The 20,704-nt window shown below is 50.0% G+C and carries 16 protein-coding genes; 12 read left to right on the top strand and 4 right to left on the bottom strand.

Features of this window, described 5'->3' with window-relative positions; translation table 11 throughout:
• Positions 1 to 9: 9 nt before the first annotated feature.
• The gene (locus H6A28_RS10185; protein ID WP_204480138.1) at positions 10 to 906 is read right to left on the bottom strand and encodes a helix-turn-helix domain-containing protein; all 897 of its coding nucleotides are present in this window, start codon (positions 904 to 906) and stop codon (positions 10 to 12) included.
• Between the two features lie 223 nt (positions 907 to 1,129).
• On the opposite strand from H6A28_RS10185, the gene H6A28_RS10180 reads away from it, so the two are divergent.
• From H6A28_RS10180 to H6A28_RS10165, 4 genes are read left to right on the top strand one after another with little or no spacing between them, the layout of a single operon-like run.
• Positions 1,130 to 2,248: an efflux RND transporter periplasmic adaptor subunit gene (locus tag H6A28_RS10180; RefSeq protein ID WP_204480136.1), complete on the top strand. Its 1,119-nt coding sequence runs from the start codon at positions 1,130 to 1,132 to the stop codon at positions 2,246 to 2,248.
• Positions 2,249 to 2,257: 9 nt separating this feature from the next.
• Positions 2,258 to 5,401: an efflux RND transporter permease subunit gene (locus tag H6A28_RS10175; protein ID WP_204480135.1), complete on the top strand. Its 3,144-nt coding sequence runs from the start codon at positions 2,258 to 2,260 to the stop codon at positions 5,399 to 5,401.
• A 42-nt stretch (positions 5,402 to 5,443) separates the two neighbouring features.
• Positions 5,444 to 6,823 carry a TolC family protein gene (locus tag H6A28_RS10170; protein WP_204480133.1) on the top strand — a complete coding sequence of 460 codons (1,380 nt, stop codon included), beginning with the start codon at positions 5,444 to 5,446 and terminating at the stop codon, positions 6,821 to 6,823.
• 15 nt (positions 6,824 to 6,838) lie between these two features.
• A complete protein-coding gene (locus tag H6A28_RS10165) occupies positions 6,839 to 7,339 on the top strand; it encodes a hypothetical protein (protein WP_204475396.1) in 501 nt (166 codons plus the stop codon).
• Positions 7,340 to 7,366: 27 nt separating this feature from the next.
• Here the strand turns inward: H6A28_RS10165 and H6A28_RS10160 are convergent, their stop codons facing one another.
• Both H6A28_RS10160 and H6A28_RS10155 read right to left on the bottom strand, forming a co-directional pair.
• Entirely contained in the window at positions 7,367 to 8,290 is a 924-nt protein-coding gene (locus tag H6A28_RS10160) for a DNA/RNA non-specific endonuclease (protein ID WP_204480131.1), read from the bottom strand.
• A 12-nt stretch (positions 8,291 to 8,302) separates the two neighbouring features.
• Entirely contained in the window at positions 8,303 to 8,764 is a 462-nt protein-coding gene (locus H6A28_RS10155) for a hypothetical protein (protein WP_204480129.1), read from the bottom strand.
• Between the two features lie 415 nt (positions 8,765 to 9,179).
• Between H6A28_RS10155 and kdsB the strand changes: the two genes are divergently transcribed.
• From kdsB to H6A28_RS10115, 8 genes are all read left to right on the top strand, one after another.
• On the top strand, positions 9,180 to 9,941 hold the full coding sequence (gene kdsB, locus H6A28_RS10150) for a 3-deoxy-manno-octulosonate cytidylyltransferase (RefSeq protein ID WP_204475399.1): 762 nt from the start codon (positions 9,180 to 9,182) through the stop codon (positions 9,939 to 9,941).
• Complete coding sequence (locus tag H6A28_RS10145; protein ID WP_204475400.1) at positions 9,938 to 11,230, top strand: M16 family metallopeptidase; 1,293 nt, start codon at positions 9,938 to 9,940, stop codon at positions 11,228 to 11,230. Before kdsB ends, H6A28_RS10145 begins: the two co-directional genes overlap by 4 nt.
• A gap of 69 nt (positions 11,231 to 11,299) precedes the next feature.
• Entirely contained in the window at positions 11,300 to 12,421 is a 1,122-nt protein-coding gene (locus H6A28_RS10140) for a phosphatidylinositol-4-phosphate 5-kinase (RefSeq protein WP_204480127.1), read from the top strand.
• On the top strand, positions 12,418 to 13,203 hold the full coding sequence (locus tag H6A28_RS10135) for an inositol monophosphatase family protein (RefSeq protein ID WP_204475402.1): 786 nt from the start codon (positions 12,418 to 12,420) through the stop codon (positions 13,201 to 13,203). The genes H6A28_RS10140 and H6A28_RS10135 overlap by 4 nt, the downstream gene beginning before the upstream one ends.
• Before the next feature lie 74 nt (positions 13,204 to 13,277).
• Positions 13,278 to 13,943 carry a DUF2461 domain-containing protein gene (locus tag H6A28_RS10130; RefSeq protein ID WP_204475403.1) on the top strand — a complete coding sequence of 222 codons (666 nt, stop codon included), beginning with the start codon at positions 13,278 to 13,280 and terminating at the stop codon, positions 13,941 to 13,943.
• A gap of 31 nt (positions 13,944 to 13,974) precedes the next feature.
• Entirely contained in the window at positions 13,975 to 14,418 is a 444-nt protein-coding gene (locus H6A28_RS10125; RefSeq protein WP_204475404.1) for a YhcH/YjgK/YiaL family protein, read from the top strand.
• An 18-nt stretch (positions 14,419 to 14,436) separates the two neighbouring features.
• Positions 14,437 to 16,449, top strand: coding sequence for an alpha amylase C-terminal domain-containing protein (locus tag H6A28_RS10120; protein WP_204480125.1), 2,013 nt, complete (start codon positions 14,437 to 14,439; stop codon positions 16,447 to 16,449).
• Between the two features lie 6 nt (positions 16,450 to 16,455).
• Positions 16,456 to 17,607 (top strand): DUF6057 family protein, encoded by a 1,152-nt coding sequence (locus H6A28_RS10115; protein ID WP_204475406.1) that lies wholly within the window; start codon positions 16,456 to 16,458, stop codon positions 17,605 to 17,607.
• Positions 17,608 to 17,824: 217 nt separating this feature from the next.
• Here H6A28_RS10115 and H6A28_RS10110 read toward each other — a convergent pair whose 3' ends face one another.
• Positions 17,825 to 20,698 (bottom strand): PD-(D/E)XK nuclease family protein, encoded by a 2,874-nt coding sequence (locus H6A28_RS10110; RefSeq protein ID WP_204480123.1) that lies wholly within the window; start codon positions 20,696 to 20,698, stop codon positions 17,825 to 17,827.
• Positions 20,699 to 20,704 lie beyond the last annotated feature (6 nt).

The following is a 20,704-nucleotide window of genomic DNA, read 5'->3' as shown; positions in this document are numbered from 1 at the left end:
TGCGCCTTTCTATAATTGTTTCTTGAACCGACCGGGCGATATGCCGCTGTGACGCTTGAAGAACTTGCTGAATGCGGCCTGGTCGGCGAAACAGAGTTTCTCGGCCACGTCCTGTACGGTATAGGCCGGATTGAGGAGGCAGATTTTGGCCTCTTCCATCAGACTTTCATTGATGAGCTGATTGGCCGATTTGTGGTAGGCCTTTCTCAGTTTGGCCGACAGGGCGTCGGGCGACACACAGAGCTGGTCGGCATACCATCTCACTGTGTGATGAAAGCGGCAGTGGGTATGCATCAGGTAAAGAAAGCGAGGAAGCGTATCGTCCCATGGGAGGACGGGCTCTTCTTCGCTTTCCTGTTTATAGGTACGGAAAATGATGTTCCAGATTTCCAGTACCAGGGAACGGAGCGTGTTCTCCAGAATTTCATGCTGAAAATTGTTTTCTGTCTGTGCAAGGGTGTGCCGCAGGATATCGAACAGGACACGGATACGGGTGATGTCGTCTTCCTTTAGCGTAAGGAAGGGCGCTTGTACATACCGGTAAATGTAAGGTGTAACCCTCGGTCGGATACATTCTGCCGCTTGCAGGAAGAGTTCCCGGCGGGTAATGAGCAGGCAACCTTCAAATTGGGCATCGGTTTTCAGGTCGGTCCATTGGTGAGGTTCGATAAATTCAATGTAGGCGGGAGCCTGGATAGCCATGCGTCCCTCGGGCATTTGCAGACTGAGTTCTCCTTTTAGCATGAGCAGGGAAACCGTGTGCTGGGTATCGATGGTACCCTTCCGGAAAACCTCGTCGCCTTGTACATGAAAAAGGCCCATCAGCTCGTTGTAAATCATTCCTTCCTCTTTTTCCCCTTCGGAAGACAATGGCTTCAGCCATTTGGTAAAAGCATATTCTCTCATCTTATTGTATGGTTGTATTGTATTTGCGCGTCTAAAGTACGTACATAAATCTATGCCTGAAAGTCTTTTTATATGTTTTAGAAATCGTAAACAGAATAAATGCTAAAGAATGGATTCGGACAAATGTTCTTAGGATTGGGACAAACACCTTGGTAGAGCAGGCTTCTAAATTTGCATTTGCTATAACAACAGAATGAGTCAAATCAACTAAAAAGAGAACAAGATGAAAAAAGCATTTGTTTTTGTCGGAACGTGTCTTGTGACTTTGCTGGGACTGCTGACGGCTTGTACACAGTCGGGCGGTACTTCGCAGGAGGGCGGATACAAGACCATGACCGTAAAAAAAGAGAATCGTCTTCTCACCAACAGCTACTCGGCGGTGGTGAAAGGAAGGCAGAGTGTGGAAATCCGTCCGCAGGTGAGCGGTACGATTACCGACATTTGCGTGAAGGAAGGGGCCAAGGTGCAGAAAGGTCAGGTGCTCTTTGTGATTGATCAGGTACCCTATCAGGCAGCCTTGCAGACGGCAGTGGCCAATGTGAAGAGTGCGGAAGCGGCGGTAGCTACGGCCCGTCTGACCTCGGACAGCAAGGAGGAACTCTTCAAGGAAAAGGTGGTTTCTGATTTTGACCGCCAGACGGCACGGAATTCCTTGCTGGAAGCAGAGGCCAGTCTGGCACAGGCCAAGGCAGCCGAGACCAATGCCCGCAACGACCTTTCTTATACCGTAGTACGCAGCCCGGTGAACGGAGTGGCAGGCATGTCTTCTTATCGAGTAGGGGCCTTGGTTAATTCGTCCATCACCACTCCGCTACTGACGGTTTCCGACGACGAGGAAATTTATGTGTATTTTTCTCTTACGGAAAACCAGATATTGTCGCTGGTCCGCCAGTATGGAAGCGTGGAAAAGGCGCTGGCGGGCATGCCTAAAGTGTCGTTGCTGCTGAGCGACGGTACGACGTATGCCCATGAGGGTACGGTGGATGCTATCAGCGGTACCATCGATACGGAGACCGGAGCCATCAGTCTGCGGGCTGTGTTCCCCAATCCGGAAGGTATGTTACGCAATGGAAGTACGGCCACGCTGGTATTGCCTTATACCAAGAACGATGTGCTGGTGGTTCCGCAGGAAGCCACTTTTGAAATCCAGGACAAGGTGTACGTGTATAAGGTGAACAAGGAAGGTAAAGCCGAATCGGCTCAGGTGACGGTCTTCCCGCTGAACAACGGACAGGAATACATTGTAGAGAGTGGCTTGCAGGAAGGTGACGTGATTGTGGCCGAAGGGGCAGGACTGATTCAGGAAAATACGCAGATTCTTTCCGCACATACTGAAGAATAGGAGGGTGCCATGAAACTGAAGACTTTTATCGACCGGCCTATCTTGTCGTGTGCCATTTCCGTGCTGATTCTGATATTGGGAATCATCGGTCTGAGCAATCTTCCCATGGAGCAGTATCCCGACATCGCACCGCCCACCATCATGGTGTCGACCACTTATACCGGTGCCAATGCGGAAACGGTGTTGAAGAGTGTCATCGCTCCGCTGGAAGAAGCCATCAACGGGGTAGAGAACATGACGTATATGACTTCCACGGCAACCAATACGGGGTCGGCTTCCATCACGGTGTATTTTGCACAAGGGACCGATCCGGACATGGCGACCGTCAACACGAAGAACCGTGTGTCGGAAGCGGAAGGACTGTTGCCGGCGGAGGTGACCAAAGTGGGAGTTACTGTGGAGAAACGCCAGAACAGTATGGTGAAGATTCTGGCATTGTACAGTCCCGACGACAGTTACGACCAGAATTTTATCAACAACTATTTCAAGATTAACGTAGAACCTCGTCTTTCCCGTATCACGGGCGTCGGAAATGTAAACGTGATGGGAGGGGATTATGCCATGCGTATCTGGATGAATCCCCAGAAGATGGCCCAGCATCAGCTGGTGCCGGCCGATGTCATTGCTTTGCTCGACGACCAGAATGTGGAAGCGGCTACAGGTACGTTGGGCGAGGATTCCGAAAATACATTTCAATACACGCTCAAGTACCGGGGTCGGTATGAAACGGCAGAAGAGTTTGGTAACATGGTGCTCAAGGCCTTGCCTTCAGGTGAAGTGCTCCGCCTGAAGGATGTGGCCGAGGTGGAATTAGGTGCCCAGACTTATGCCTATAACAGCCAGATTGCGGGCCACCCCGGTGCTACGTGTATGATTTCGCAGACCGCCGGCTCAAATGCCAACGAGATTGTGAAGGAGGTGGATGCTTTGATGGCAGAAATCTCGAAAGACTTGCCCAAAGGATTGGTGCTGACCGACCTGATGAGTACGAAGGACTTCCTGGATGCGTCGGTGCATGAGGTGGTGAAGACCTTGATTGAAGCCATCATTTTGGTGGTACTGGTGGTTTATTTTTTCTTGCAGAGTGTACGGTCCACCATCATTCCGTCGGTATCTATTATCGTATCGTTGGTAGGTACGTTCGCCTTCCTCTATGTGGCTGGATTCAGTCTGAACCTGCTGACCCTCTTTGCCCTGGTATTGGTGATTGGTACGGTGGTGGACGATGCCATCGTGGTGGTAGAGGCCGTGCAGGCCAAGTTTGATGAAGGTTACCGCTCTCCTTATAAGGCGACGGTGGCTGCCATGGACGGTATCTCTGCGGCCATTGTTACTACCTCACTGGTGTTCATGGCGGTATTTATTCCTACCTCGTTCATGGGAGGAACCAGTGGGGTATTCTATACGCAGTTCGGTCTGACCATGGCGGTGGCAGTGGGTATCTCGGCCATCAATGCTTTGACCCTCAGTCCGGCGTTGTGTGCCCTGATTATGACGCCTCACATGGACAAGACGACGGGCGAGAAATTGAGCTTCTCTTCCCGTTTCCACCATGCCTTTGAGGCTTCGTTCAACCGCTTGGTGCTGAAATACAAAAACGGCGTGTCGTTCTTCCTGCGGCGGAAATGGATTGCCTGGGTTTCCTTGGTGGCCGTTTGTGCCTTGTTGGTTTTCTTCATGCGGACCACGAAGACCGGACTGGTGCCGGATGAGGATATGGGTACAGTCTTTGTCAATGTGACTACCCCTCCCGGAAGCAGTTTGGCACAGACCCGCAAGACGATGGAAATGATTGACAAGCGTATCCGTGAGATTCCGCAGATAAAGACGTATTCCAATGTGACGGGTTACAGCATGATGGGCGGACAGGCCGCTTCAGGAGGTATGTTGATTATCAAGCTGAAACATTGGGATGAACGGGAGAAAGCGGAGGACAATATCAATGCAGTGATTTCCGCCATCTATCAGCATACGGCAGACATCAAGTCGGCCAAGATTTTTGCCTTCGCCCAGCCTACCATCATGGGATATGGTATGGGTAGCGGTTTCGAGATGTATGTGCAGGACCGTGCCGGAGGCAGTGTGGACGATTTGCAGAAATACACCCAGAATTTCATTGCAGCCCTCAACAAGCGGCCTGAAATTTCCATGGCCTATACCACTTTTGATACAAAGTTCCCGCAGTATATGGTAGAGGTGGATGCCGCGAAGTGTCAGCGGGCAGGTGTCACTACATCCGATGTGTTGAGTGTGCTTTCCGGATACATCGGTGGTAATTACAGCTCCAACTTGAACCGTTTTTCCAAGCTGTATCGTGTCATGATTCAGGCACGCAAGGATTACCGTTTGGACAAGGAGTCGCTCAACAACATGTTCGTACGGACCGAAAGCGGGGCTATGGCGCCTGTGGGACAGTTCATCACCTTGACCAAGGTGTACGGGGCAGAAACGCTGACACGGTTCAACATGTACACTTCCATTCCGGTGAATGGAATGCCAGCCGACGGATATAGTTCGGGAGATGCCATTGCAGCCATTGAGGAAGTGGCAGCGCAGACCTTGCCTACCGGCTATGGATATGAGTTCAGTGGTATTACGCGTGAGGAATCCAGCAGTACGGGAAATACCGTGATTATCTTCATTATCTGTATCGTGTTCATTTACCTGATTTTGTGTTCACTGTATGAGAGTCTCTTCATTCCGATGGTGGTGATTCTGGCCGTACCTTTCGGACTGATGGGAAGCTTCCTGTTTGCCAAGTGCTTTGGGTTGGAGAATAATATCTACATGCAGACCGGATTGATTATGTTGATTGGTTTGCTGGCGAAGACAGCCATCTTGCTGACCGAATACGCTTCTGCCCGTCGCCGGCAGGGAATGAGTATTGTGCAGGCTGCCGTGGCGGCTGCCGGAGTCCGTCTGCGTCCGATTCTGATGACGGCGCTGACCATGATTATCGGCTTGTTCCCGCTGATTGTCGCTACGGGAGCCGGAGCCAATGGAAACCGTTCGTTGGGTGTCGGTACGGTAGGAGGAATGCTGGTCGGTACGGTAGCCCTGTTGTTTGTGGTGCCGGTATTGTTTACCGTGTTCCAGGTGATTGAGGAAAAGGTGATGCCGCGCCGACATAGAGAAGAGGATACGGATGCCTGAGCTTTGGGCGGAAATAGTTAATCTACTAAAGACGATTTTGATATGCAGAAAAATATAAGTCATTTAGGAATGCTCGTTTGCCTGGGCAGTATGCTGACCGGGTGTGGCATTTATACCAAATATCAGCAGCCGGAAGTGCAAACCGACGGACTGTTTGGAACGCTCCCGGAGGAGGTGGATACCACCTCCTCACTGGGAGACTTGAAATGGCAGGAATTGTTTACCGACGCTTCTTTGCAACAGCTTATTGAACGGGCTCTGGAGGCCAATACGGATTTGAACGTGGCTCGTCTGAAGGTGGAGGAAGCACGGGCTTCGCTGGTTTCGGCCAAGCAGGCTTACCTGCCATCGGCACAGCTGGACCCGGAAGGGGCGTTGAGCAGTTACGACGGGAGCAAACCCACTAAAACGTATACGTTGGGGGCTTCTGCCAGTTGGGAACTGGATTTCTTTGGGAAGCTGACTAATGCCAAACGGAAAGAACGAGCGGCATTGGAACAGAGCGAGGCATATCGGCAGGCGGTACAGACTCAGCTGATTGCCACGGTGGCGGAAAGTTATTACACCTTGCTGATGCTCGACGAGCAGGTGGCTGTGACGGAAGAAACGGTGGAAAGTTGGAAAGAATACATCCGTAGCCTGAATGCCCTGATGCGGGCCGGACAGGCCGACCGTGCGACGGTGAATCAGGCGGAGGCTTCCCATTTGAATACGGAAGCGTCTTTGCTCGACTTGCGGCAACAGGTGACCGAGATGGAGAACAGTCTGTGCAGTCTGCTTTTCTGGACTCCGCAGCACATTGCACGCGGCACACTCAGCGAGGTGAATTTCCCGCAGATCCTGTCGGTAGGAGTGCCGTTGGATTTACTGGCCGGTCGTCCCGACGTAAGGCAGGCGGAAGCTACGCTCAAGCAGGCTTTCTATACCACCAATCAGGCACGTTCCAGCTTCTATCCCAGTGTGACGTTGAGCGGTGCGGCCGGATGGACCAACAGCGGAGGAGCGTTGGTGACCAACCCGGGTGCTTGGCTGCTGCAGGCTGTAGGTTCTTTGGTACAGCCCCTCTTTCAGCGCGGACAACTGATTGCCAACCTGAAAATCAGTAAGGCACAGCAGGAAGAGGCCTTGCTTCAGTTCCAGCAGACGTTGTTGGATGCCGGAACGGAGGTGAATAACGCCTTGAACCAGTGGCAGACGGCTCGCCGGAAAACCGAACTCGACCAGCAACAGGTGAGTCATTTGTCGGATGCCCTGCACGATACGGAACTGCTGATGGAGCACGGGACAATAAATTACCTGGAGGTACTGACAGCCCGCCAGTCGTTGCTGATGGCACGGTTGTCGCTGGTGGCCGACCGGAACTCAGAGATTAAAAGTGTGATTACCCTCTACCATGCATTGGGGGGAGGATGTGATGAGTAATAAAAATAACACGCGATGAAAAAACTGCTATATGTAGGATTGTGCTTGTGTGCACTACTCTTTTTGTTTTCTTGTGACAAGGAAGATGTGAACGGCTATACGCCCCTTCCGAAGATTCATTTGGGAGAAACTTTCCGGTATCAGTGCGGAGATGAAAATTATACCCGGCTTGAATATGATACCTTGGGGCAGGCGGCCGTATTGAACTTTTATAAAGACGAAGTCACCTCATTGGATTACGTGGATTATGACGAGAACTCCTGTACTTTTTCCTTTCATAAAGGAGAAACCGGACTGTACCGTATCAGCTGGGATTATACATCAGAAAATCTTTTGCGGATATTTTATGGGCAGAACGGGATGTGGTATCGGATGAATACGAACGGTACCCATGAATATGTGTTGGAGGCTAACGACGGGATGGCCGTGAAGATGGTGGTCTACCGTGCCAGTCAGGATTCCATACATTGCACCGTCAATCGTTTTTGTATTGAAGAATACAAGGCGGAAGAATAAACAGAGTGACCGGTTGCCGGTCTGCCTTCATCTTCCTGAAGGCAGTGCCGGCAGTTCGGCCTCTATACGGTTTTCCACGTTGTCAGGTAGTTTGGAGAAGAAATCCATACCTGTCACTTTCTCTACTGAATCGACCGGTACCAGATATTTTTGCAGGGCCTGATGATGGGCCTTGTTGTCGAACAGAAAGCCCATGGCGATGGGATTTTTCCGGTTGTTAATCAGTACTACCTTGAAGAAACGGTCGGGCACGGCCACCCGATGCTCTCCGATACGCTTCGGCTGTTTCTGGTCGTAAATCGGACCGCAGGCAATGTACACCGTACCGTATTTCCGTGCCCAGCTGCGGCACAGTTCTTCCAAGTCACCCCAGTCGTCACGGTTCAGTTTTTGGTTCTGCGGACAGATGTTGCTCATGTAAAACGATTCTTCCATGGCCTTTTTGCTCCACTTCATATCGGCAGCCGGTGCCATGTGCCCCCGGTCGTAACTGGAGTGCGTATAGTCTGCGTGCTCCACGCGCGGTTCGGGCAGGTCCGGGTCGGGCACGAAGCGGTTTTTCCGTTCCTCGTCTCCTTTCGTTTCCTGGCGGGTCAGTTCCCAGGCCACCCAGTTGGGTGTCTTGTAGAAATTGTTGTACGACACCGTGTAGCCCGTGCGTTGCAACTGGATTTCCTCCCGTTTTTTTAGCACGACCGGAATCTCCAGTTTGCTGCTGATACGGTTGGCGGATGAGGATGAAACGGCTTCTTCAGCCTCATCCTGAGTTACTTGTTGTGATACCTCTTTCCGGGCCTTTTCCAGTGTCTCCGAAATTCCTTTTTCCAGTCCTTTTGCTTCGGGCAGGTTCTGCTGGTTTTGGTAGAAGTATGTCCCTCCGCCGAGAATCAGCAGTAAGAGGATGAAGCCTTTTAACGAGCCGGTGGAAGAGCCTCTTTTTTTCTTTGCCATAGTACGTGCGGTTTAAACCAGTTTGAAACGCATCCGGAAGATGCCGTCCTTGTAGTCGTGGCTGATGATTTTGAAGGTCCCGATTTCCGAGGTGTTTTCCACGTGCAGTCCGATGCACAGGCATTCGTCATAGTCACCCACGTGTACCACACGTACTGTGTCGGAAGCCCCTTCAGGCAGGCGTTTCAGGTCAAAGCGTCCGGCAGCGCCTTCTTGGGTAGTGAATTCCGTGGTGACCGGCAGATGACGGGCGATGACCTCGTTGACGGTAGTTTCAATGCGGGCGATGTCTTCTTCAGTAGGAGCTTGTGGAAGGGCGAAATCAAGTTTGCTCTTCTTCCGTTCAATGTGGGCCGATACCGCCCGTCCGCATCCGAAAAGATTGACCATCGTGCGGTTGATAATGTGTTCGCAGGTATGCATGGGAGGGTATTCCTGCTTGTGATGTTCGTTAAGTTGAGTAGTTTGTTCCATAATCATTCTGAATTTTGGGGCAAAGATAGAAAATAAGCCGAAATATGTCACTTTTTGGCCGTTTTTGAGGTCTGAAAAAACGCACTTGCGTTTAAGACAAAACGTCCTTGTGTTTTACTTGAAACGCACTTGCGTTTGGACTCAAACGTACTTGCGTTTTGGTTGAAACGCACTTGTGTTTTTTTACCCTCGTTTTCAGCTGTTTTTCAACATGTTTTTTCCTTCTTGAAAGGCAATGGGTAAGCACTGGAGGATAGAAGTTTATGACCTGTAGGGCAGGATTTCTGGAAGATAACGATTTTTGTCTGGTCGATTGGACAGGTTTAGGGCTTTTGAAACTGGGAAAGGCAATTATCTTTTCGGGTTTCAGAAAAATCTTATTATTTTTGCGTGATAAACCCCAAATAGAATAATCATGAAATTTATTGGAATTATTCCTGCAAGATATGCATCAACTCGCTTCCCGGCCAAACCCTTGGCGCTGTTGGGAGGCAAACCCGTCATACAGAGAGTCTATGAACAAGTGGCTGGCGTGCTGGATGAGGCTTACGTGGCTACGGACGACGAACGCATCGAAGCGGCCGTCAAGGCTTTCGGGGGAAAAGTAGTAATGACCTCAGTAGACCATAAGAGTGGTACGGACCGTTGTTACGAGGCCTATTATAAGGTGGGCAACGGATACGATGTGGTGGTGAACATTCAGGGTGACGAGCCTTTCATCCAGCGTTCACAGCTGGAAGCCGTAAAGGCGTGCTTCGAGGACGAAGCCACTCAGATTGCCACTTTGGTAAAGCCCTTTACTCCAGCCGACGGATTCGATGCGCTGGAGAATGTCAATTCTCCGAAGGTGGTAGTCGACAAGTATATGCACGCGCTTTATTTCAGCCGTTCCATTATTCCTTATCAGCGTAACCGCGACAAACAGGAGTGGCTGGCCGGACATACATATTACAAGCACATCGGGCTGTATGCCTATCGGGCTTCGGTGCTGAAAGAGATTACTGCTCTGCCACAGTCATCGCTGGAACTGGCTGAATCGCTGGAACAGCTTCGTTGGCTGGAGAACGGCTATTCCATCAAGGTGGGCATCAGTGAGGTAGAGACCATTGGTATTGACACTCCGCAGGATTTGGCCCGTGCCGAGGAATTCCTGCGCAATCATCAGGAGGCTCTATGACGCAGCTTGACCGTAGTGTAGCTCCTGCCATTCGTCAGCTGGAGCATTTCTCCATCTTGCAGCCGGAGCTCTACCGCATGCCCAACGGTATGCCGCTGTATGTGCTTTCGGCGGGCAATGAAGAAGTGATTCGGTTTGATTTGCTGGTGCGGAGCGGGCAGCTCGACCAGTTTCAGCCCTTACAGGCGGTGTTTACCAACCGTATGTTGCGTGAAGGAACCGTCCGGATGACTTCGGGTGAGATAGCTGAACGACTGGATTATTACGGGGCGTGGCTGGACCTTTCTTCTTCGGTCAATTGTGGGTTTGTCACGTTATACACACTGACCAAATACCTCGACCAGACCTTGGCGATTGTTGCCGAAATGGTGAAGGAAGCCGTATTTCCGGAAGAACAGTTTCGGATTATCTGCGACATCAACCGCCAGCAGTTTTTGGTGAACAACCAACGGGTGGATGTCTTGGCCCGCAAGCAGCTGAACCGTTCGTTGTTCGGAACCTTGCATCCTTTGGGCCGCTATGCGGAGCTGGAGGATTACGAACGTATTCAGGTGGAAAATTTGAAGGATTTCTATTATCGGTATTACCATTCGGAAAATTGCTCAATGTATGTGTCGGGCAAGGTTACCCCTGAGGTGATCAAGTGCATAGAGCACCATTTGGGAGAAGCCTCTTGGGGCAACTGTACATCGAAAAAGGTGGAGCGTACATGGCCTATCATAAAGGATAGGAGCAAACGGATTTTTGTGGAAAAGGAAGATGCCTTACAGAGTTCTCTTCGTATGGGAGGTTTCTCACTCGACCGGAAGCATCCGGATTATCTGAAATTGCGGGTGCTGGTCACCTTGTTCGGTGGCTATTTCGGCAGTCGGCTGATGTCGAACATCCGTGAAGAGAAGGGATATACCTACGGTATTGGGGCTGGGCTGGTGTCTTATCCGGGCACGAGCCTGCTGGTTGTCAGTACGGAAGCGGCCAACGAGTACATCGAGTCGGTGGTGAAGGAGGTGTATCACGAAATGGATCGTCTGCAACAGGAAAAGGTACCGGCAGAGGAACTGGAGATGGTGCGCAACTACATGCTGGGTGATATGTGCCGTTCTTACGAAGGAGCTTTCTCCCTGTCGGATGCGTGGATTTTTATCGAGACGGCCGGACTGAAACCGGATTTCTTCGATGCTTCGCTGGCAGCCATCCGGGAAGTCACTTCGGAGGAATTACTCTCACTGGCTCAGCGCTATTTCTGCAAAGAAAACTTAATAGAAGTGGTGGCAGGTAAAAAAGTATAAACCTGTCGGTGCGGGCAAAAGTAAAAAGACTATTTTTGAACGGATTTAAAAAACAGACCAATAATAAGGATGAACAAACATACATTATTACTATTTACTTTGCTGACTTTGGGTTCAGTTTCAGCTTCGGCCCAGTTGTCTTTGGGATACTATCAGTTTAAAGATGGAGCAGAATATTCGGGGGAACTGAAGGGACGCAAGCCGAACGGAAAGGGACGGACTGTCTTTCGTAACGGTGACGTGTACGAGGGAGAGTATGTGAAAGGGAAACGCCAGGGAGAAGGTACGTATACCTTCAGCGACGGCGAAAAATACGTGGGACAGTGGTATGAAGACCAGCAACACGGAAAGGGAACCTATTATTTCATGAACAACAACCGTTATGAAGGAATGTGGTATGCTGATTTCCAGGAAGGAGAAGGTACCATGACTTATTACAACGGGGATTTATATTCCGGTACATGGCATCATGACAAGCGTAACGGACAAGGCACCTATACCTGGAAAGGGGGCGCGGTCTATACAGGCGAATGGAAAAACGACCTGAAAAACGGAAAGGGTACCATGGTATGGGAAGACAAGTCGAAGTACGAAGGTGAATGGAAGGACGGTATGCGTCACGGAAAAGGTACCTTCTATTATACCAACGGTGACAAGTATGTGGGCGACTGGAAAGAGGATGTACAAGATGGAAAAGGCATTTATTATTTCCAGAACGGCGAACGCTACGAAGGTGATTATGCCAATGGCGAACGTACGGGGCGCGGTATTTATACTTACCCGAATGGCGATAAGTACGTGGGACAGTTTTTGAATGGCTGGCAGGAAGGTCAGGGTACGTTCACTTGGGCCAATGGAGCTGTGTACGACGGACAATGGGTGAAGAACCAGCGTTCAGGTTTTGGCAAGTACAAGTGGGCCAATGGCGATGAATACGAAGGCCAGTGGAAGAATAACATGGCGGAAGGAGAAGGTACCTTGCGTATGGCCGACGGATCGGTCTATACAGGTGGATTCGTGCGGGGTAAGGAAGATGGAAAAGGTGTGCTGATTGATAAGGAAGGTGTACGTTTTGAGGGTTTCTTTAAGCAAGGCAAGAAAGACGGCCCCTTTATCGAAACGGATACCAATGGAAATGTCATCCGGAAAGGAACTTTCAAGTACGGACGTTTGTTGGAGGAGAAAAAATGAACAGAGATTTATCCGAACTGACTTTGAAAGTGCGTGAGCTTGCCGTGAACACGGGAGCTTTTATCCGTGAAGAACGGACAAAATTCAGCCGGGAACGGATTGAAAAGAAACACGCACACGACTATGTGTCGTATGTAGACAAAGAATCGGAACGAAGAATAGTGGCCTGTCTGCGGGAGTTGCTCCCTGAGGCAGGCTTTATTGCAGAAGAGGGGAGTGGAAGTCATACCGACGAGGAATACTGTTGGGTAGTGGATCCGTTGGATGGAACTACCAATTTTATTCATAATCATGCACCTTATTGCATCAGCATTGCTCTTCGCAACCGTGAAGAAATTCTGTTGGGCGTGGTGTATGAAATCTGTCGTGATGAATGTTTCTGGACCTACAAAGGAGCCCCTTCTTTCTGTAACGACCGACAGATACGGGTCTCGGGGGTAACTTCACCCGATGATGCGTTTATGGCTTTCGGGTTGCCGTATGATGCGGAAGCCTATAAACCGGTATTTAACCGTCTGATTGAAGGATGTTACGGCAATGTGGCAGGCATTCGGGTGGTAGGTGCGGCAGCTGCGGAAATGTGTTACGTGGCCGACGGACGTTTTGAGGCTCGTGCCGAAGCTTTTACCTGTCCGTGGGATGTGGCGGCCGGTATCCTGCTGGTACAGAATGCAGGAGGTCGGGTGACGGACTTTTCAGGTGGTGATTCGTATTATTCAGGTCGGGAAGTGGTAGCTTCGAATGGAAAAGTACACGATTTCCTGCTGAATCTGTTGAAATGAGGTAAAAAAACGCCTGTTTTATTCGACGGATAGGAATTAATTTCGTAAGTTTGTGTAACTCAAAAGGAAAAGATATGGATATACCGGGCATATTGGATTTCCTGAAAGTGCTGGCGGTAAACAACAACCGGGAGTGGTTTCAGGAACATAAAGCGGAGTATTTGAGTGTGCAGGCTGATTTTGAGGAGCTGCTGGGCATCGTCATCGCCCGTCTCTCATTGTTCGATGAGAGTGTGGCCCATGTGCTTCCGCACGATTGTATGTATCGTATCTATCGGGATGTCCGTTTCTCTGCGGACAAATCTCCTTACAAGACCCACATCGGGGGATATATCAATGCGAGGGGAAAGAAATCCAATCATTGTGGTTATTATTTACATTTGGAACCGGGCAATTGTATGCTGGCCGGGGGAAGCTGGTGCATGCCTGCGGATATGCTGCGGGCCGTGCGGCAGTCGGTGTGTGACCGTATCGACGAGTTTCGGGCCATTGTGGAAGATCCGGCTTTTCACCAATATTTCCCTGTAATAGGGGAGACGCATTTGAAGACGGTACCCAAGGGATTTCCGAAAGATTTTCCTTATCCGCAGTATATCCGTTGCAAGGATTATACGGTCGCTTGTCCGTTGGAGGATGAGTTTTTCTCCCGTCCGGATTACCTGGACCGGATGATGGACGTGTTCAGGCAGCTGAAGCGTTTTGCCGATTTTACGAATGAAACGATAGACGAGTTTGAATAAAAGAATATTAACTGCTTAAATGTAGAGTGATATGATAATTGACAAATTGGAAAACTTGGAAAGATATGTTTCACTGAACCCTTTGTTTTCAGAGGCGATGGCTTTCTTGAAAGCGACCGACCTGCAGGCACATGAGTCGGGGAAAGTGGTGCTGAAAGAAGGGGAACTGACAGTGAACTTTTCGGAGGTCGGTCCGAAGACAAAGGCCGAGGCGCGTCTTGAAACGCACAATGAATTCATTGACATCCAGCTTCCGTTGTCGGGGGTGGAAGTGATGGGCTATATGCCGCGTGCCGACTTGCCCGAAGCCACTTATGATACCGAAAAGGATATTGCTTTCTATGAAGAAGCGGCCACTGACTATTTGACCGTGAAGCCGGGGATGTTCGTCATCTTCTTTCCGGAAGATGCACATGCGCCGGGCGTGACTCCCGAAAAAGTGAGAAAAGTGATTGTAAAAGTACATGTCAAATAATTTCTAATAACTAATACTATGGACAAGGTATTGAATATCATAAAGAATGATCCGTGGCTGGAACCGTATGCCAATGCTATTAATGGCCGTCACCAGCATGCAATAGAGAAAGAAAAAGAACTGGTAGGAAAGAAAACATTGTCGGACTTTGCGACAGGCCATCTTTATTTCGGATTGCATCGCACCGACAAAGGATGGACTTTCCGGGAATGGGCTCCTAATGCCACCGAAATCTATCTGGTGGGTGATTTCAACGGATGGCAGGAGAAACAGGCTTTCCGCTTGAAACGGGTCCGCAAGACGGGCAACTGGGAAATCAATCTGCCGGAAAAGGCCATGAAGCATGGCGACTTGTACAAGCTGAAAGTGTATTGGGAAGGTGGATGCGGCGAACGTATTCCAGCATGGGCTACTCGTGTAGTGCAGGATGAACAGACCAAGATTTTCAGTGCGCAGGTATGGAATCCGGAGAAACCGTATAAGTTCAAGAAAAAGAGTTTTACGCCGAATGTGTCTCCACTGATGATTTATGAGTGCCACATCGGTATGGCACAGGATGCGGAAAAGGTGGGAACATACAACGAGTTCCGTGAGAACGTGCTTCCCCGTATCGCAAAAGACGGCTATAATTGCATTCAGATTATGGCTATTCAGGAACATCCCTACTATGGCAGCTTCGGTTACCATGTGTCCAGCTTCTTTGCTCCGTCTTCCCGTTTCGGAACACCGGAGGAATTGAAACAGCTCATTGATACGGCACATCAGATGAACATTGCCGTCATCATGGATATTGTACATTCACATGCCGTGAAGAACGAGGTGGAAGGATTGGGTAACTTTGCCGGTGATCCTTGCCAGTATTTCTATCCGGGCGCACGTCGGGAACATCCGGCATGGGATTCGCTTTGCTTCGATTACGGTAAGAACGAGGTGATTCACTTCCTGTTGTCCAATTGCAAATACTGGCTGGAGGAATTCCATTTCGACGGTTTCCGTTTCGATGGAGTAACCTCCATGTTATATTACAGTCATGGACTGGGAGAGGCTTTCTGCAATTACGGTGATTATTTCAACGGGCACGAGGATGACAATGCCATCTGTTACCTGACATTGGCCAACCGTCTGATTCATGAGGTGAATCCGAAGGCCATCACCATTGCTGAGGAAGTTTCGGGTATGCCGGGACTGGCTGCACCTTTTGAGGATGGTGGCTATGGCTTCGACTACCGTATGGCGATGAACATTCCAGACTACTGGATTAAGATGATCAAGGAACGCAAGGACGAGGACTGGAAACCTTCAAGTCTGTTCTGGGAAGTGACCAACCGTCGCAAGGATGAAAAGACTATTTCGTATTGTGAGAGTCACGACCAGGCACTGGTAGGCGACAAGACCATCATCTTCCGCCTGATTGATGCCGACATGTACTGGCATTTCAAGATTGGTGACGAGAACGGCGTGGTAGAACGAGGTATCGCTTTGCACAAGATGATTCGTCTGCTTACCGCTTCCACTATCAATGGAGGTTATCTGAACTTCATGGGTAATGAGTTCGGTCATCCGGAATGGATTGACTTCCCGCGCGAAGGCAATGGCTGGTCGTATAAGTATGCCCGTCGTCAGTGGCATTTGGTAGACGACCCGACATTGTGCTATCATTATCTGGGCGATTTTGATGAGAGCATGGTCAAGCTGTTGCGTAGTGTGAAGAATATCCAGAAATCGGAGGTCATTGAAGTATGGCACAACGACGGCGACCAGATTCTGGCTTTCCGCCGGAAGGATTTGGTATTCGTGTTTAATTTCAACCCGACCCGTTCGTTCACCGATTACGGCTTCCTTGTTCCGAGAGGAGCTTATGATGTGGTGTTGAATACGGATAACAAACAGTTTGGTGGTTTCGGCTTCTCAGACGACAGTCTCCGCCACTTTACCTGTGCCGATCCGCTTTATGCAAAAGATAAGAAAGAATGGCTGAAACTGTATGTGCCGGCCCGTTCTGCAGTGGTATTGAAACGAGTGAAAGAATAATTTTGTATGAGTGATTACACAAATGCACTTTATAAGAAGACTGCACGCATCATGATTGCTGTATGCGGTCTTCTTTTTTCTCTATTTAGTTTTGTCTATCTCTATGTGTTCCAACGGGATGTGCTGGAGGCACTCCACTTCTCACTGGCGCACGGAAAGACCGTGTTTGCTCCGTTGGCCAGCGCCATTATCATTACCCTCATTCTGTTGTTGTTGCGGTGGGGAGTGAACAGTCTGCTGGGGCTGAAAGGAAAGGTACGTGCCTTAGCCTATTTACCTTCTTTTCTGGTACTCTGTGCCCTGACGGATGTGGGACGCGGGGTCTATATGTCCGACTATCATACGCCGTGGACGTGGCTGTTGCCCTTGCTGGTGCTGCTGTTTGTCGGCCTGGGGTACTGGTTACGTGGAGTCTTCCGGGTGCAGCTGAATCAGGAAGGGAATGTCTGGGGGTTGGTGAACAGTAACCTGGCCATTCTGTTGGGCTTGTGCGTGCTGACGGTGTGTGTAGGTGATTCCAACCGTACTTATCACCATGAACTGGAAGCGGAATATTATTTGCGTACTCAGGAATATGACAAGGTGCTGGAGGTAGGGGAACGTTCGTTAGAGGCAAGTCGTACTTTGACTGTCTTTCGGGCGGTGGCATTGTCTCACTTGGGACAGATGGGAGACAAGCTGTTTGCCTATCCGCAGTATTATCGTTCCGATGGATTGTTTTTTGATTCAGATTCCCTGCATACGCTTCGTTATACGAACGATTCCATTTATTATCTGTTAGGAGCCCGTCCGTATGCTGGAGAAGACCGGATGGTGTTCCTGCGGAACATTTGTTACAAGGGGTCAGGTAAATATACTTCTTTGGATTATTATCTTTCGGCTTTGTTGCTGGAGAAACAGTTGGATCGCTTTATGGAGGCTGTGCCCGACTTTTATCTTCCGGAAGATACCTTGCCACGATATTATCGGGAAGCAGCCGTATTGTATCATGCGGAGCGGAACGATACTCTTTTTCCCGTGGCCGACAGTTTGATGATCAGGCGCTTCAAGGCTTATCGTGAATTGCAGCAAAAAGGAGGTTCTGCGTTGGAAGAACAAAATCGCATGCGACGGGAATTCGGAGATACCTACTGGTGGTATTACGACTATCAGAAATAAGAGACATTTGTGATTGGGATAAAAAATTAAGAGAGACTGCCGGGGAAATGCAGTCTCTCTTATATTCAAGAACAAACGCTTTTGTCCTTACAGCTGATATTTTCACAAATACCAATACTGTTCTTATCTATTACTATGAAAAACATCTTTATAACAATTGGTTTTCATGGATTGTTCAAAGCAAATTGTATATTTAACAATTGTTTGGTTTTTGATTCTATCTTTTACACATTCCTTTGAAATCACAATACATACATGGGTCTTCCTCCTCGGTTTGATGGAAATCCACTTCTGGATTGAACACTTCTTCTAGAAGCGCTTTCAGCCGGCTGCGGAATTCTTCTTCCAACAGAGCGAAATCTTCTACTGGAGTCGTTTTGTTGTACGATTCCTTGAGTTGGATGACCGGTGAATAATCTTCGGAGGCGGCCCGATGAATGTAGAGCAGGGAAGGAGCTACTTTCCGGTCGTCGTTCCGTTCCCGTAGCTTCTTGCATACGATGGCGGCATACAAGAAGGTCTGGAATACATAGTTGGAACGCTTGGAACCCGGTGTGAACAAAGATTTCACGCTAGGCGGAGTGTCTGCTTTTCCGCCTGTCTTGTAATCGACGATGCGGAGCACATTGTCTTTGCTGTCCATTCGGTCGATGATACCGCCCATTCGCGAATGAATCGCGCCTTTGGACGTTTGTATCTCAATGTCTTCCATGATGCGCTGTTCAGAGCCCACGAAGGTGAAAGGAGCATGACGCAGGTCATTGCGCAGCAATTGTTGGACGTAGCGCAGGATGACGGCCGAGTTGATGAGCTGGATGCCGTTGTATTCCGGACGTTCGTCGGCAGGGAGGTGAAAGAACAGTTCCTTGAATCCGTTGTCCACGTAGTTCTGTAGTTTTACTTCCTCTTTGAGCAGGGCTTCCAAAGTTTCTTTATTGATAAGCTTTCCATGTGCCGTCAAATCTTTGTAGATGTGTTCGGCTGCGTAGTGGAAGATACTTCCAAATTTGGCCGAGTCAATTTCCGCACTCACTTCATCAGGTGCCGAAAGTCCGGCCACATACTTGTAATAGAACTTCAGCGGACAGTCGAGGTAGCAGTTCAGGGCCGAGGGAGAGAAGAAAGCTTTCGGATTCACCCGCACATCGAATACCTGCTGCATCCGTTTCAAAATGTCGGCTGATTTGGGGATGCAGATAGGGGAGGATGCGACCGGCGACTGTTCGGCTTCCAGTTGTTTCCTCTGTACGGGATAACCCCATTCAATCAGCAGCTGGAGCATGAAGCGTGACATCTCACCCCGGTTCATACCGTCGCTCACCGTATTATACACCAAAGTTGCTTTTTCCGCCCGTTGCAACAGACGGTAGAAGTAGTAGGCATAGACAGCAATCTTATGGTCGATGGTAGTCATGCCGAATGCCTTGCGCAAGTTGTAGGGGATGAACGAGGAATCGCCTCCCGCCTTGGGCAACTGTCCTTCGTTGACCGACAGCAGGATGATGTGGCGGAAATCCAGGTTGCGGGTTTCCAATACCCCCATCACTTGCATACCAATGGCCGGTTCGCCATGGAACGGAATGCTGGCAGTCGACATGACCCGTACGAGCAGCCGGTGGAAGGTGGCAGGTTGCACTTCCAAATCCTTGCTTTCAAGCAACGCATGGAAACGGTTGACCATGGTAAAGCTTTTGAACAAGGCTTCCCGATAGAGCTGGTCGAGGGCATCGCTGGTGGAGGCCGCCTGCTTGCGGTACAGCTGTGCCACCTGCTTCAGGATGTCGGCCAGCCTTTTGCACAGTTCCTCGTTGTGGCTACAGGGTTTGAACAGCAGGGATAGGGCCTCATCCCGTTCCAGTTCCGACGGCAGTGGATAGAAGCGGTTCTTCTCCGTCAGCTCCTTTTCCAGCGGAGTGGCCGCTTCCGAAAGCAGTTGCGTGTACGGATGCTTCAGCACACTGATGACCTCGGCAAACTGGTAGCGTCCACTGCGGGGATTGTAGCCTGAAATGTGCAGTTCCAACAGCGTCTTCACGAAACTGTAGGCCGGGGTTTGCGAAAGCGGGAAACCCATAGTGATGTTGATGTGGTGCACGTTCTCCGGCAGCGAATGTAATACAGGTTGCAGCATGGCCTCGTTGCAGAGCACCACCGCCGTTTCCTTTTCGTTCTCCGTCAGGTTTTCCCGAATCCACTGCGGCAGGTAGCGTGCCTGCCCGTTCTCCGTAGGCGATTCGATGAAGGTAATCTCTTTCGGGTGATTCAGGTGGTCGAACAGAGCTGGCGGTAATTCCGATGGGAAGTTCTTCAGGTTCCGGCGGATAAACTCGCCCGCCTCGTGCGGATGCTTGTTCAAATAGAAGGTGTCGTAATCCCAGTAGAATAGGGCTTTCCCGGCCGCATGCAATTTGCTGAACAGAGTTTGTTCCACCTTGTTCAGCACGTTGAATCCCACGAACACGTAGGTATCGTAGGGGAACTTCTGTACGTCCATCGTTTCCGTCACCTCGCGGTATAGCATTCCTTCGTAGGCGATGCCTTGTTCGCGGAGCCGTTCCTTGTATTGCGTATAGATGTCGCCCAGTACGTCCCACAGTGAGATGAAACGTCGCTTCAGTTCCGTGACCTGCTCGAGGGAGAAATTGCGAAAAAACTGGCTCAATGCTTCCTTCTGTCCTTCCTCCAGAAAATCATATTCAGCCGTCAGCTTGTTCAAGTCTTTCAGGTTGCTGAAGAGAGCCTTCGTGTCGACCAGGTTCTTGTCGGCGTCGTCGAAATCACTGATGAGCATCTCACCCCAGAAATAGAAATCATCGAGACTTTCCTTGCTTCCGGTCACTTCCCGGAACACCTTGTAGAGGTCGCACACCAGTTTGATGGAGTCGCCCGTAACCCATTGCGACGACTGGCGGAACAGTTCACTGATGCTCACATAGGCTGGTGACCAGACCGGACGGTCGGACTCCTGCGCCAGGTATTCGTTGAAAAAGAGGCTGGCACGTTTGTTGGGGAACACCACGGCTACCTTGGTAAAGTCTCCGTGCAACTTCCGGTACAAATCAGCGGCCACCTGCTTCAAAAAAGTTTCCATATATTA

The organism is Bacteroides mediterraneensis, assembly GCF_016900355.1.
Classification (GTDB): domain Bacteria; phylum Bacteroidota; class Bacteroidia; order Bacteroidales; family Bacteroidaceae; genus Phocaeicola.
This window is presented reverse-complemented; position numbering and strand designations above follow the sequence as displayed.